Origin of the sequence: Kordia algicida OT-1 (assembly GCF_000154725.1) — a bacterium.
Classification (GTDB): domain Bacteria; phylum Bacteroidota; class Bacteroidia; order Flavobacteriales; family Flavobacteriaceae; genus Kordia; species Kordia algicida.
Map to the genome: position 1 here is coordinate 853428 of NZ_DS544873.1, position 15755 is coordinate 869182.

A 15755-nucleotide genomic window follows, 5' to 3' on the forward strand; every position below is an offset into this window, starting at 1 on the left:
TACGAAGGTCGCACATTCACCGAAGATGATGAATACTTGCCATATCCGCAAGAACAATTAGACTTATTGCCGTTACAACAAAACTAATACGAAAAGAAAATGAAAAAATTTTATAAATATAGCTTTGGGGTATTCTTATTGATATTCATGCTCTCTTGTGAAGATAATATCGACCCGATAACTCAAGTAGATCCAGGACCGGACGCGGGAGCGCCAATTGTAACGATTGAAAAACCTGTAGACGGTTTCTCAATCCAAGTGCCAGAACCGGTAACTTCTACCGAAATCGAATTCAGAGTAGAAGATGACATCGAAATAGGTTCGGTAAGCGTAAAGCTTGACGGACAAGAAATTGCCGCATACAATGAATTTATAGACTACAGAATATTTATTGAAGAATTTGTGTATGACAACATCACAACCGGAGAACACACTTTGGAAGTAGTTGCGACAGATTTGGCAGGAAATGTAACGTCATCACTCTCTAACTTCAGTAAAGAACCACCCTACACACCGTTGTATCCTGGCGAAACGTTCTACATGAACTTTGACGGAAGTTACAGTGAATTAGTGACTTCTACAGATGCAACTGAAGTAGGGAATCCAGGGTTTGCTCCTGAAGCTCGTGTAGGTTCGGGTGCGTATGCTGGCGCTTCAGATTCATACTTAACATTTCCAACCGATGGACTCTTAGCAAATGAATTCAGTGCTTCCTTTTGGTTAAAAGTAAATGCCTCTCCAGATAGAGCAGGCGTGTTGGTAATTGGTCCGCCAGATGAAAATAATCCAGATGCTCAAAACAACAGAACAAGCGGTTTCAGATTTTTCCGTGAAAACACGGGCGGAATGCAACGTTTCAAACTAAATGTTGGAACGGGAAGTGGAGAAGCTTGGTTTGATGGCGGTTCAGCTGCGGATGTAGACCCGAACACAGACGAATGGGTTCACTTTGCATTCACCATTTCACAAACAGAAGCAGTAGTGTATAAAAACGGAGAAATTGTAAGTCAAAATACGTTCTCGGGTGTCGATTGGACAAACTGTGACATACTTTCAATCATGTCGGGAGCACCTAGATTTACAGGTTGGGGACACAATGCTGACCAAAGCTATATGGACGAATTGAGAATTTTCAACATGGCGTTAACGCAAAATGATGTCATCGAATTAATAGCGCAAGCAGATGAAATATTCAAAGTAAACTTTAACGGAAGTTATACAGAAAGTTACAGCGATCAAGATTGTACCGAAGTAGGAAGTCCGGGATTCACTACAGATGCTACCGAAGGTACAAGCGCGTATGAAGGTGCGGCAGATTCATATCTAACGTTCCCTGCTGAAGAATTAGTATCAAATGAATTTTCTGCTGTATTTGATTACAAAGTCAATGCTTCTCCTGACAGAGCGGGAATTTTAGTAATCGGTCCACCAGATGCAGACAATCCTGATTCACAAAACAACAGAACAAGCGGATTCAGATTCTTCCGTGAAAATGCGGGCGGTATGCAACGCTTCAAACTCAATGTAGGAACTGGAAGTGGAGAAGCATGGTTTGATGGCGGTTCTGCGGCAGATTTAGATCCGACAAATCCACAATGGGTACAAATGGCTTTCACAATTTCGCAAACAGAATGTGTAGTCTATATCGATGGGCAAATTGTAAGTCAAAATACATTCCCCGGAGTAGATTGGACCGATTGTGATATCCTTTCAATCATGTCAGGAGCGCCAAGATTCACAGGTTGGAATCACTTATCAGATCAAAGTGCCATGGATAATTTAAGAATTTACAAAAAAGCACTCTCACAAGCAGAAATCCAATCCTTGCAGTAAGACTTTCAAAAATCAAAACATAGTATAATAGTGTATTTAAACTTGAATTAGTCGCTATTACTTTAGCTGGATTTTAAACAAATGCAGCTAAAGTTTTTTTTCAATAACATCATTTTAATGAAAATAAGTAAGCATACATATACATTCATTTTCGCAATGACAATACTTTTTTGCATATACAGTTGTAAAAAAAATACGGATTCCAAAAAAAACATCGCAATAGCTTCAGTTAAAATATCTAAAGTTAATGTAAGCGATGAACAGCTTTTAGACACCATTCAATTTCAAACGTTTAACTACTTCTGGGAAGGTGCAGAACCGAACTCAGGATTGGCAAGAGAGCGTTTGCACATGGACAATATCTATCCGACATCACCCAAAAATACAGTGACTACGGGTGGAAGCGGTTTTGGACTCATGGCAATATTAATAGGCGTTGAGCGTGGTTGGATCACAAGAAATCAAGCGTTAGATCGATACATAAAAATCGTCAACTTTTTAGCAGAAGCATATCGTTTTCTCGGCGCTTGGCCACATTGGATCAACGGCGAAACAGGAAAAGTTCATCCATTCAGTAAAAAAGATGATGGCGGTGATCTCGTCGAAACTGCTTTATTGGTACAAGGACTCTTAACAGTTTCAGAATATTTCAAAAACGGTACCGAAAAAGAAAAAGAACTCGTTGCAAAAATTGACAAACTTTGGAGGGAAGTAGAGTGGAATTGGTATACCAAAGAAGGCGAAGATGTACTCTATTGGCATTGGTCGCCAAAGTACGGTTGGGACATGAATTTCCCTGTCGGCGGTTACAACGAATGCTTAATCATGTACGTACTTGCTGCCGCATCGCCAACATACCCAATTTCCAAAAAGGTGTATGAAAAAGGTTGGGCGCGAAACGGTAAAATAGTTTCTGAGGAATCGTATTACGGAGAAGAATTGGTGCTTGATTATTTTGAACACGGAAAAGATCCTATCGGACCATTATTTTGGGCACATTATTCCTACTTGGGACTAAATCCGAAAGGACTTTCAGATCAATACGCAAATTATTGGAAACTGACGCAAAATCATGCGAAAATTCATTACAAATATGGTGTTGACAACCCAAAAAAGTTCAAAGGATACGGTGATAGTCTTTGGGGATTAACTTCCAGTTATTCCATTAAAGGATATCATGGTCACAGACCAGAAGATGATCTTGGTGTCATTGCTCCGACAGCAGCATTGTCTTCGTTTCCTTACACTCCAAAAGAAAGCATGAAGGTATTGAAAAATATATATCAAAATCACGATAGTTTGGTTGGGAAATACGGTCCTTACGATGCTTTTAGCTTTGAAAATAATTGGTATCTGCCAAGATACCTAGCGATCGATCAAGGACCGATTCCTGTAATGATCGAAAACTACCGAACAGGTTTATTTTGGAACCTATTTATGAAAAATAATGACGTGCAAAATGGTTTAGACAAACTAGGCTTTACGTACGAAAACAAAAATTAAATGAAAAAACTCTGTTTCATATTTATAATTGCAATAGTAATGAGTTGCGGAGACGACGAAGGTCCTGGTTATCAAGAACCATACGATCCAAATGCTGAAGATCCAGTAGTGGTTGATCCGTTAACGGACGAAGAACTCATGGACATAACCCAAGAAGAAACCTTTAAATATTTTTGGGACTTTGCTGGAACAAATTCTGGTGGCGCGAAAGAACGTTACCATCCAAATGATCCATCCAACAGTCAAAATGTAATTACAACTGGCGGAAGTGGTTTCGGATTGATGGCAATTCTTGTCGGAATAGAACGCGGGTATGTTTCGCGATCGGAGGCGGTACAACGTCTAACACAAATATTAAACTTTTTCCAGAACGCAGATCGTTTTCACGGAGCTTGGTCGCATTGGATTGATGATACTAGCGGAGCTGTCATTCCGTTTAGCGCGCAAGATAACGGCGGCGATATTGTAGAAACAGCATTTTTTGTACAAGGATTAATTTGTGTGAAAGAATATTTCAAAAACGGAACAACAGCAGAACAAAACTTGGCAAACCAAGCCGACACACTTTGGAAAGGTGTTGAATGGAATTGGTACACAAACAATCAGAACAAATTAATATGGCATTGGAGTCCATCGGACGATTTTGCAATTAACTTAGAACTAAAAGGCTACAACGAAACACTGATTGCTTTTATTCTCGGTGCCGCTTCTCCCGACTATACAATTTCGGGAGATGTATATCACCAAGGTTGGGCGAGCAACGGCAATATTGTTTCAGCTTCAAGCCAATACGATATTCCGTTGATTTTAGATCATGCAGGTTCCGGTACAGGACCTTTATTTTGGGCGCATTATTCGTATTTGGGTTTAAATCCGACAAATCTATCCGATCAATACGCCAATTACTGGAATTTAAATGTAAATCATACAAATATCAACTACCAATACTGCGTCAACAATCCAAACAATTACACAGATTATGGAAGTGATTGTTGGGGATTAACAGCGAGTTACACGCGTAACTCCGATGGTTCTGTGGGTTATGCGGCACACGAACCGGAAAACGATAACGGTACAATTTCGCCTACGGCGGCAATAAGTTCCATACCGTACACACCGCAAAAATCATTGGCAGCCATGCATTATTTCTATGAAAACGATTTAATGGGACCTGCAGGTTTTTACGATGCGTTTAGTCCTCATTATAATTGGATTACAGAACGTTATTTGGCAATCGATCAAGGACCGCAAATCATTATGATTGAAAACTATCGTTCAGGTTTATTGTGGAATTTATTCATGCAAAATGAAGACGTCCAAAATGGTTTGGATGTTCTAGGTTTTACATATTAAAAGAATACTATGAAACGAATAAAACAACTACTCAATTGGTGTCTACTCTTTTCTGCGATAGCAGTGACTGCGCAAGAAGATCTATACAAAGAAGAAATACACGTACAAGGAAAAGATACGCTACAATACCGAATTATGTATCCAGAAAATTTTTCCAAAACGCAACAATATCCTGTAGTACTATTTTTGCACGGCGCAGGCGAACGCGGAAATGATAACAAAAAACAATTGGTTCACGGGAGTAAATTGTTTTCTGACAAAACCAACAGAGGTGCATTTCCCTCAATTGTAATCTTTCCGCAATGCCCAAAGAGCGATTATTGGTCAAAAGTTGAGGTAGACAGATCTACAAAACCGATAGGGCTCAATTTTACATACGAAAGCGGTCCGACAACTTCTATGAAAATGGTCATGAATCTCATGGACGAATTCTCTGAAAAACCGTTTGTAAAGAAAGAAAAAATATACGTCGGAGGCTTATCGATGGGCGGAATGGGAACTTTTGAAATTCTTTACAGGCGACCAGAAATGTTTGCGGCAGCCTTCGCTATTTGTGGTGGTGGCAATCCAGCTTCCGCTAAAGTATATGCTGATAAAATTGATCTTTGGGTATTTCACGGTGCGAAAGATGATGTGGTGGATCCTCAATTATCTGTTGCGATGGTGAGTGCCATCCTAAAACACGGCGGAAAACCAAACTTTACACTATACTCGGATGCCAATCATAACAGTTGGGATCCTGCTTTTGCTGAACCTAAATTACTAACCTGGCTTTTCTCTAAATCAAAAAAATAAAATGACAACGTTTAGACTTACGAACATAAAATCTATAATAATCAGTTTTGGATTACTAACTGTAATGGCTTGTAGTACCAATACAAATATCAATACTAACAACAAAACTACATCGTCTACAACTGACAATCCGTATCAGGCAAAAGTTGATTCCATCATCAGTTTAATGACGTTAGATGAAAAAATTGGTCAGCTAAATCTTCCTGCAACCGGACCCATTACGACAGGTGCTTCAAAAAGTACTGGAGTCATTAAAAAAATTGAAGAAGGAAAAATTGGCGGTCTTTTCAACATAAAAGATCCAAAAAACATATATGAAATTCAGAAAATTGCAGTTGAGAAAAGTCGCTTGAAAATTCCGTTAATCTTCGGAATGGACGTCATTCACGGTTATAAAACTACTTTTCCGATTCCGTTAGGTCTTTCCGCGTCTTGGGATATGGAAATGATAGAAAAAACAGCGCAAATTGCTGCAATGGAAGCAAGCGCAAACGGCATTAACTGGACATTTTCGCCAATGGTAGATATTTCTCGCGATCCACGCTGGGGTAGAGTTTCCGAAGGGAATGGTGAAGATCCATACCTAGGAAGCCAAATTGCACGCGCAATGGTTAGAGGATATCAACAAAATGATTTAGCCGCAAACAATACCTTAATGTCTTGCGTAAAACATTTTGCCTTATATGGCGCGCCAGAAGCTGGTAGAGATTACAACACGGTTGATATGAGTCGTATACGGATGTACAATGAATATTTGCAGCCTTACAAAGCTGCGGTGGATGAAGGCGTTGGTTCGGTAATGGCCTCATTCAACGAAATTGATGGCGTTCCAGCAACGGGAAACAAGTGGTTGTTGACAAAACTTTTGCGTGAGGATTGGGGATTTAACGGCTTTGTAGTTTCAGATTACACAGGTATTTACGAAATGCGAGCACACGGAATGGGAGATGAATTCACCGTAACTTCTCTAGCACTGAAAGCAGGATTGGATATGGATATGGCTGGTGACTCACCGCATATTTCCGCTTCGTTCACGAAAGATTTGAAAACTGCTTTAGAAAGAAACCTTATTTCAGTGGACGACATAAACAAAGCCGTATCAAGAATACTAACGGCAAAATATCAATTAGGACTTTTTGACGATCCATACAAATATTGCAATCTTGAAAGAGCTGAAAAAGAAACGTACACGCAAGAAAATAGAGATTATGCTCGCGTAGTTGGAGCAGAATCAACAGTATTACTCAAAAACGATAAGCAAATATTACCTCTAAAAAAATCAGGGACAATTGCGGTCATCGGACCTTTGGCAAAAGCAGGCAACAACATGCCGGGAACTTGGAGTGTTGCGACAGACCATCAAAACGCAATTTCAGTTTGGGACGGTTTGCAACAAACAGTTGGTACTAAAGTAAATCTATTATACGCAAAAGGAAGCAATATCACAGCTGATCTCGCATTGGAAAAACGTGTTACCATGTTTGGGAAAGATATTCCGAGAGACGAGCGAACAGACAAGCAACTTTTAGAAGAAGCCTTATCAATTGCGGCACAATCAGATGTAATTGTAGCTACCATTGGTGAAAGTTCAGAATATAGTGGCGAAAGTAGTAGCAGAACGGATTTAAAAATTCCTCAAATACAAAAAGACTTACTGCAAGCTTTACTAAAAACAGGAAAACCTGTTGTATTGGTATTATTTACTGGAAGACCGTTAAACTTAGTTGAAGAAAGCGAAACCGTTCCGGCGATTCTGAACGTTTGGTTTCCAGGGAGTGAAGCTGGGTTATCTATTTCAGATGTGTTATTTGGCGATGTAAATCCGTCAGGTAAACTCACTGCGACGTTTCCAAGAAATGTCGGACAAGTTCCGTTATTCTACAATCATAAAAATACAGGACGACCATTAGGAAACAATGAAGGAAAATTTGAGAAATTCAAAACGAATTATTTAGACGTTCGTAATGAACCATTATATCCTTTCGGTTATGGTTTGAGCTATACGACATTCGAATATGGCGAACTAAAACTTGACAAAACTTCCCTATCTAAAAACGAAACGATCAAGGTATCGATAGATATTACAAACACAGGGAATTACGACGGAAAAGAAGTGGCGCAACTCTATATCAGAGATGTGGTTGGAAGTGTAACAAGACCTGTAAAAGAGCTCAAAGGCTTTCAAAAAATATTTATAAAAAAGGGAGAAACCAAAACAGTACGTTTTACTATTTCTATAGAAGATTTAAAATTCTACAACTCAAACTTAGACTTTGTGGCAGAACCTGGAGAATTCCAAGTTGCCATAGGAACAAACTCTGATGTTGTACTCACTAATTCATTTCAACTTTTAGACTAACAACTAAACTATGCCACACATAAAATACAAGTCCTTTTTTCTATCTTTTATAATGTGTGTGGCTTTCTTTTTTTTAAGTCACGGACAATCCAAAACGATTAATTCGGGATGGCAATATTCAGAAGATAAAACGAATTGGCAAACAGTCAACATTCCGCATACATGGAATGTTAAAGATGCGTTTGATGACGTAGCTGGTTACCGTCGTGGATTGGGTTTTTACCAAAAACAACTCTTTGTTTCTTCAAAAGAAAAAGACCAAATTTTCTATTTAAAATTTAATGCGGTCAATCAAGAAGCAACGGTTTTTGTGAACGGAAAAAAAGTCACCAATCACAAAGGTGGTTACACCGCTTTTACTACTGAAATTACATCACATATAAACTTTGATTCTTATAATATAATTGAAGTTGAGGTTGATAATTCACATAATGAAAACATTCCGCCGTTAGATGCTGATTTTACCTTTTACGGAGGTATATATCGTGATGTTGAATTAATCAAAGTTCCAAAACAACACTTTAGCTTGAAAGATTTTGCTTCAGATGGATTTTATGTAAACTATGACAACGTATCCAACGAAAAAGCAGGTGTGAATGTTACTGTATTGATTGATAATTTTGATGAAAAAACCAATACTAATGTAGACCTTACCATCGTAGATGCTGAAAACAACCTCATTACAGAAAAACATCAAAAAGCAAAGCTGAACGCAAAGGAAAGCAAAACGATCAAAGTTACATTTCCAGAAATTAAAAATCCGAAATTATGGTCGCCAGACGATCCATATCTCTATAAATTACAACTGACGTTACGCGATACAAACGGAATCATTTTAGATCAAAAATACGCGAATATAGGCTTCCGTTGGACAACAATTGATTCTGAAAATGGCTTTTTTCTCAACGGAAAACCTCTCAAATTAATTGGCATCAATCGTCATCAAGATTATAAAAATTACGGAAATGCAGTGCCAATCGAATTGCAAAAACAAGACATTCATCTTATCAAAAACATGGGCGCAAATGTGATTCGCTTTGCACATTATCCGCATGCGCGGGAATTATACAAACTTTGCGACGAACTGGGAATTTTAGTTTGGACAGAAATTCCGATTGTTAACAAAGTAACGGATTCCGAAGCATTTTTTGAGGTGTCAACGACCATGCAAAAAGAACATATCAAACAATATTACAACTATCCGAGTGTGGTAATGTTTGGCTATATGAATGAAATCTTTCTGCGCTTGGCTTTCGATCGAAAATCTACGAAAGAAGAAAAAGAAGCCCTCAAAAAAACAACTCTAAAACTCGCCAATCAACTTGAAGAACTTACCCGAAAACTAGCGCCGAATCATATCACCGTAATGGCAGGGCATTTAAACGAAGTCTATAACGAGACAGGAATTGCTGATGTGCCGATGCTCCTTGGTTGGAACCTGTATTTTGGTTGGTACGATGCACAAATTGAAGATTTGGGAACTTTTCTTGACGACCAACATCAACGGTATCCAAATCGTTCGTTATTGCTTTCGGAATACGGTCCTGGCGCGGACGTGAGAATCTTTACTAAAACGCCAAAGAAGTTTGATTTCTCTACCAATTATCAGGCGAAACTGCATCAATCGTATTACAAACAAATTACTAACAGACCTTTTATGACTGGAATGACTGCGTGGAATTTTGCTGATTTTGGTTCAGAATTTCGTGGTGATGCGATTCCGCATGTCAATCAAAAAGGCTTGGTACAATACGACCGAACGCCGAAAGACATCTATTATTGGTACAAATCGGTTTTGGATACGAAAGAACCGTTTATTCATATCGCAACTGATAATCTAAAGAAATTGACTTTGTTAGAAGATGAAACATTTCCGATTCAGATTTATTCAAATCAGCCGTCTATTTCGGTGTTTTTAAACGGTGAAAAATATCGTGAATATTCACTTGAAAATGGTTTTGTTTCAGTTGATTTACCATTGCAGAACGGACAAAATCGAATTGAAGTGATGACGCATGAAGTTTATGAAGAAAAATATGTACATATCAATCGAATTAAAACGTTCGATTTTGAAAATTTCAAGCGTTTCGGAATCAATATTGGTTCACATCTCTACTTTTATGACGAAGAACAAAACATCACGTTCGTTCCGGATCAAGTCTACAAAAAAGGTTGGTTTGGGTACAAAAACGGAACAGCTTACGGAATTACCAAAGACAAAAATCAAGGATTACCACACAACATTAAAAATACGGATGCAGAACCATTATTTCAAACTTTGTTAGAAGGCTGTAACGAATATAAAATGGACGTTCCAGAAGGCAATTACAAAGTAATCTTATATTTTGTGGAACCACAGATCAAACCAACAGAAAATATTTACAATCTCTCAAAAAACACTGCTACAATTGATAAAAAACAACGCATTTTTGATGTATATATCAACGAAAAATTGATCGAAAAACAATTAAATTTAGCGCAAGCGTATCCGGAAAAATATGGTGTAACGCTTCAAACAAAAATTCAAACGAAAAAAGGACTTACGTTGAAACTCAACGCTATCGAAGGTTTACCTGTTATCAGCGGAATTTTAATAGAAAAACTAGACTAATGAAACTTACAATTAACATATACATCATACTTTTTGTGTTATCACTTTCAGCACAAAATAAAACAACATACACGTATTCCATCAAAGGAAAAGACACCTTAAAACTAGACGTGTATACACCAAAAAACATCAAAAAAACAGATAAGTTACCTGTGTTACTTTGGATGCACGGCGGCGGTTTCTCTGTAGGACACAGAGATTATATAGACGATGAAAATTTAGTAAAATACGCTGCCAAAGAGCAGAATTACATTGGTATTTCGATTTCCTATCGTTTACTCAGAAAAGGTACCAAAACAGGTTTCGGTTGCGATTGCACGAAAGATGAAAAACTGGAAACTTTCAAGCAAGCAGTAATTGATTATATGGATGCTGCCAAATATATAGTAGAACACGCCAACGAACTGCAAATCGATACCACAAAAATCATTGCCGGCGGCAGTAGTGCGGGAGCAGAAGGTATTTTGAACGCAGTTTTCATGCGCGAATATTTTGTTGATAACGCCGAAGATTATTCCAAAGTGAAATTTGCAGGAGCTTTTTCCTGTGCCGGCGCGGTTGTAGACGCGAGTTACATCACACCAAACAATGCGGTTCCTGCAGTTTTATATCATGGAACAAAAGATCAATTAGTGCCTTTTGGAAACGCACCGCATCATTATTGTGAACCCACGAAAGATGGCTACATCATGCTAGATGGCTCAAAAATTATTGCCGAAAAATTAGAAGATTTTGAAACGTCTTATTATTTCAATATAGTAAAAGATGCACGTCACGAAATTTCCCGAATTCCTTTTGAAGAATTAGATATCGTGTTCAACTTTTTCAAACGAACTGTATTGAACGATGAAGTGATTCAAACAAAAATTATAAAAACCAAAAAATAATGAAGAACATTTTTCTCATACTAATCACACTTGTAGCACTACAATCTTGCAAAAATGCAAAGTCGGAAGCCGCCGATTCGAGCGCAGTCGAAAACTCAAAACGACCTAACATTATCTATATCATGGCAGACGATCACGCGGCGCAAGCCATCAGTGCGTATGGTCATCCAATCGGGAAACTGGCGCCGACACCAAACATTGATCGATTGGCAAAAAACGGTGCGATTTTCAAAAATAACTTTTGTACGAATTCTATTTGCGGACCAAGTCGCGCCGTGGTTTTAACAGGCAAACACAGTCATATCAACGGATTTCGAATGAACGGCGAACGTTTTGACGGTTCTCAACAAACACTTCCAAAATTATTGAAAAAAGCAGGATATAACACAGCAATCATTGGGAAATGGCACTTACACGGCTATCCTGAAGGTTTTGATTATTGGAATATTTTAAACGATCAAGGAAACTATTACAATCCGCAGTTTATCAAAATTCAGGACACCATTCACTTCAACAAAAAACATATTGATTCAACAGCACATTGGACTGCCAATTTGCCTGATACCACTACCGTAAAAGGATACGCAACCGATTTAATTACCGATTATGCAATCGATTATATTGATAAGAAGAAAAACAGCGACCAACCATTTTTTATCATGATGCATCACAAAGCGCCACATCGCAATTGGATGCCTGCTTTGCGCCATCTAAATAAGTATGATTCGGTACAATTTCCACTTCCAGAAACTTATTTTACAAATCACGAAAACTCTACTGCATCCAAAGAGCAATTGCAAACCATTTATCGCGATATGTACGAAGGACACGATTTGAAAATGACCAAAAAGAAAGGAAGTCCAGAATTAGCTTGGAATCCGTGGAAGACTGATTTTGAAAGAATGACGCCGGAACAACGCGCAGCTTGGGATAAAGCTTACCAGCCAAAAAATGACGCTTTTCACGATGCAAACTTAACCGGAAAAGCGTTGGCAGAATGGAAAGGACAACGTTATTTGCAAGAATATCTTTCCACAATTGCATCTGTGGACGAAGGCGTCGGGAAAATTTTAGACTATTTGGAAGCCAACGGATTGGCAGAAAATACGATTGTAGTATACACTTCAGATCAAGGATTTTATTTAGGTGAAAAAGGCTGGTTTGACAAGCGTTTTATGTATGAAGAATCCTTAAAAATGCCCTTATTGATTCAGTATCCGGAAAAAATCAAATCGGGAACTGTAGTTGAAGGTTTGACACAAAACTTAGATTTTGCCGAAACGTTTTTAGATTTTGCAAACGTTGACATTCCTGAAGACATGCAAGGAAAATCATTTGTTGGTTTATTAGACGGTTCTGAAAGTGATGAAGATTTCAGAGATGCGGTGTATTATCACTATTACGATTATCCTGCATTTCACATGGTGAAAAAAATGTATGGCATTCGTACGAAACGTTATAAATTAATTCATGTGTACGATGATATTGACGAATGGGAATTGTATGATTTACAAACTGATCCGCAAGAATTAACAAATTTAATCAATGATGAAAATTATGACGAAATCGAAACGAAACTTAGAAAACGTTTAGTAGAATTACAACAGCAATATAACGTCACTGAAAAAGAATTTGAAAAAGCTCCGAAACAAAAGGTTGACAAAGCGTACAAGCAATTCGACAGATTAAGAGGTCATACAGGTTCAAGAAAACACCATCACTAAATGAAAATACAACACATCACATTATTGGCAATAACGCTCACGGCATTGATTTCTTGTGAAAACACTCAAGAAAAAAATGTTGTGACTAGCGACCATTCCACCGAAAATAAAACCATCAATTCCACGCAAACGTACATCAATCCGCTTGATATTGATTACACGTATATGGTGTACAATTCCAGCAGAAACAAATCCTATCGTTCTGGTGCAGATCCTGCGGTAATTGAGTTTAAAGGAGAATACTATATGTTCGTCACGCGTTCGTTTGGCTATTGGCATTCTACAGATTTGGTGAATTGGAAATTTATCAAACCGCAACAATGGTTTTTTGAAGGCAGCAACGCACCGACTGCATTTAACTACAAAGATTCATTAGTCTATTTTGCGGGCGATCCCGCAGGATACGGTAGTATTTTATATACCGACGATCCCAAAAAAGGCTTGTGGACACCAACGGCTTCTATTTCAAACAACATTCAAGACTCCGAATTATTTATTGACGATGATGGCAAATCATATCTCTATTGGGGATCATCGAATCTGCATCCGATTCGTGTAAAAATGTTAAACAAAGACGATCGTTTTCTGGAAACCGGCGTTCGAAAAGAACTCATCAATTTAGTAGAAGAAAAACACGGCTGGGAACGTTTTGGCGAAAACAACTTTCATCTGACGTTGAAAGAAGGCTATATGGAAGGTGCTTCGATGACGAAACACAAAGCAAAATATTATTTGCAGTACGCAGCACCGGGAACGCAATTTAACGTATATGCCGATGGAGTGTATATTGGTGATTCGCCACTCGGACCATTTACATACATGAAAAACAATCCGATGAGTTTTAAACCAGGTGGATTTACCAATGGCGCAGGACACGGAATTACGGTGAAGCAAACCAACGGTCAGTACTGGCATTTTGCGACGATGGCATTAGCGTCAAACGCACAATGGGAACGTCGTTTATGTATGTTTCCAACGTATTTTGATGAAGATGGATTGATGTACAGCAACACTTCATACGGAGATTATCCGCGATTTGGACCCAATCATCCGACGAAAGCTGGCGAACATAACGGTTGGATGTTACTATCATACAAAGGAAAAGTAACGGTTTCTTCTTCTTTAAAGCAAATTATGAAATTTACCTCAAATGATGATGAAGTAAAAGTGGAAGAACTTCCGAAGAAAATAAATGCGGAAGGACAATTAACGGCAAATGTTTTAACCGATGAAAATCCAAAAACTTTTTGGGTAGCTGAAGCGAATGATGATAAACAATGGATTACCATCGAATTACTGAACGAAGGAACGGTTCATGCGCTTCAACTGAATTATCACGATCATGAATCGGGAATTTACACGCGTGTAGAAGGTTTACAGCATCAATTTACGATTGAAACTTCCGAAGATGGGACGAATTGGAAAACTGTTGTGGATAGAAGCCAAAGTACTATTGATGCACCAAATGCGTATCTTGTGTTAGACAAACCTGTTAAGGCAAAGTTTGTGCGTTACAATAATATCAAAGTGCCGGGAAATAACTTTGCGATGTCTGAAATTAGAGTATTCGGACTTGGTTTGGGAGAAGTGCCAAGTGAAGTAGCCAACTTTAAAATCAATCGTGAAAAAGATCGCAGAGATGCATCGTTTTCTTGGGATGCAGTAGAAGGCGCGCAAGGATATAACATTCGTTGGGGAATTGCGCCAGACAAATTGTATCAATCTTGGCAAGTATATGATACGAATACACATTTTATGCGTTGTTTAGACAGCGATACGCCGTATTATTTTACGATTGAAGCGTATAATGAAAACGGAATATCTGATCAAACTGAAATAATTTTTGTAGAATAATGATGAAATACTTATTAACCTTATTAGTTGTATTCATATCATTTTCAGTCACATCACAAGAACTGAAAATAATGAGCTACAACATCAAATTGGATTATCCGAAAGAAGGAAAAAACAGTTGGATGAATCGGAAGCCTTTTATGGTGAATCAAATCAAGTTTTATGAGCCAACTGTTTTAGGTGTGCAAGAAGCTTTGCCCAATCAAATGAAAGATCTAGATAGTTTGTTGACTGATTATAGCTTTGTTGGTGTTGGGAGAGATGACGGCAAAAACAAAGGCGAATATTCAGCTATATTTTACAAAAAGGACGAATTGGAAGTCGTACAATCTTCTACATTTTGGTTGTCAGAAACACCTGAAAAAGTAAGTATGGGTTGGGACGCTGTGTGCAATCGCATGTGTACGTATGCGTTGTTTCAACATACGAAAACAAAACAAAAATTTTGGGTATTTAACACACATTTTGATCATGTAGGAAAAGAAGCCAGAAAAAATAGTGCTGTGTTAATTCTAAATAAAATAAAAAGCGCAAACACAGAAAATTATCCTGTGTTTTTAACGGGCGATTTCAATATGGAACCGAATCATGAAAGTATCGACCATATTACACAATCGTTGAAGGATTCTAAAAAGATAGCTGCATTAGATTTTGGTCCTGAAGGAACATTTAACGGTTTTCATTTTGACAAACCTGTCACTCGTCGTATCGATTATATTTTCGTTTCAAAACATGTTAAGGTGCACAAATACGCAGTGTTAAGTGACCATTGGAACATGCAATATCCATCAGATCATTTACCTGTATTGATAGAAACTACACTAACAAACTAACTA

At 38.1% G+C, this 15755-nt stretch carries 10 protein-coding genes; all 10 read left to right on the forward strand.

Features of this window, described 5'->3' with window-relative positions; all coding sequences use genetic code 11:
* The first annotated feature begins 99 nt into the window (after positions 1-99).
* Positions 100-1833, forward strand: a complete 1734-nt coding sequence (locus tag KAOT1_RS03820; RefSeq protein WP_007093387.1) for a LamG domain-containing protein — start codon at positions 100-102, stop codon at positions 1831-1833.
* A gap of 117 nt (positions 1834-1950) precedes the next feature.
* Entirely contained in the window at positions 1951-3336 is a 1386-nt protein-coding gene (locus tag KAOT1_RS03825; protein ID WP_007093388.1) for a glucoamylase family protein, read from the forward strand.
* Complete coding sequence (locus tag KAOT1_RS03830; RefSeq protein WP_007093389.1) at positions 3337-4689, forward strand: glucoamylase family protein; 1353 nt, start codon at positions 3337-3339, stop codon at positions 4687-4689.
* A gap of 9 nt (positions 4690-4698) precedes the next feature.
* Complete coding sequence (locus tag KAOT1_RS03835) at positions 4699-5484, forward strand: carboxylesterase family protein (RefSeq protein WP_007093390.1); 786 nt, start codon at positions 4699-4701, stop codon at positions 5482-5484.
* 1 nt (position 5485) lies between these two features.
* Complete coding sequence (gene bglX, locus KAOT1_RS03840) at positions 5486-7843, forward strand: beta-glucosidase BglX (protein ID WP_007093391.1); 2358 nt, start codon at positions 5486-5488, stop codon at positions 7841-7843.
* Positions 7844-7853: 10 nt separating this feature from the next.
* Positions 7854-10454: a glycoside hydrolase family 2 gene (locus KAOT1_RS03845; protein ID WP_040559308.1), complete on the forward strand. Its 2601-nt coding sequence runs from the start codon at positions 7854-7856 to the stop codon at positions 10452-10454.
* Entirely contained in the window at positions 10454-11341 is an 888-nt protein-coding gene (locus KAOT1_RS03850; protein WP_007093393.1) for an alpha/beta hydrolase, read from the forward strand. Before KAOT1_RS03845 ends, KAOT1_RS03850 begins: the two co-directional genes overlap by 1 nt.
* Complete coding sequence (locus tag KAOT1_RS03855; protein ID WP_007093394.1) at positions 11341-13065, forward strand: sulfatase family protein; 1725 nt, start codon at positions 11341-11343, stop codon at positions 13063-13065. The genes KAOT1_RS03850 and KAOT1_RS03855 overlap by 1 nt, the downstream gene beginning before the upstream one ends.
* Complete coding sequence (locus KAOT1_RS03860; protein WP_007093395.1) at positions 13066-14919, forward strand: family 43 glycosylhydrolase; 1854 nt, start codon at positions 13066-13068, stop codon at positions 14917-14919. It abuts the gene before it with no gap.
* Complete coding sequence (locus KAOT1_RS03865) at positions 14919-15752, forward strand: endonuclease/exonuclease/phosphatase family protein (protein ID WP_007093396.1); 834 nt, start codon at positions 14919-14921, stop codon at positions 15750-15752. The genes KAOT1_RS03860 and KAOT1_RS03865 overlap by 1 nt, the downstream gene beginning before the upstream one ends.
* Positions 15753-15755: the final 3 nt, after the last annotated feature.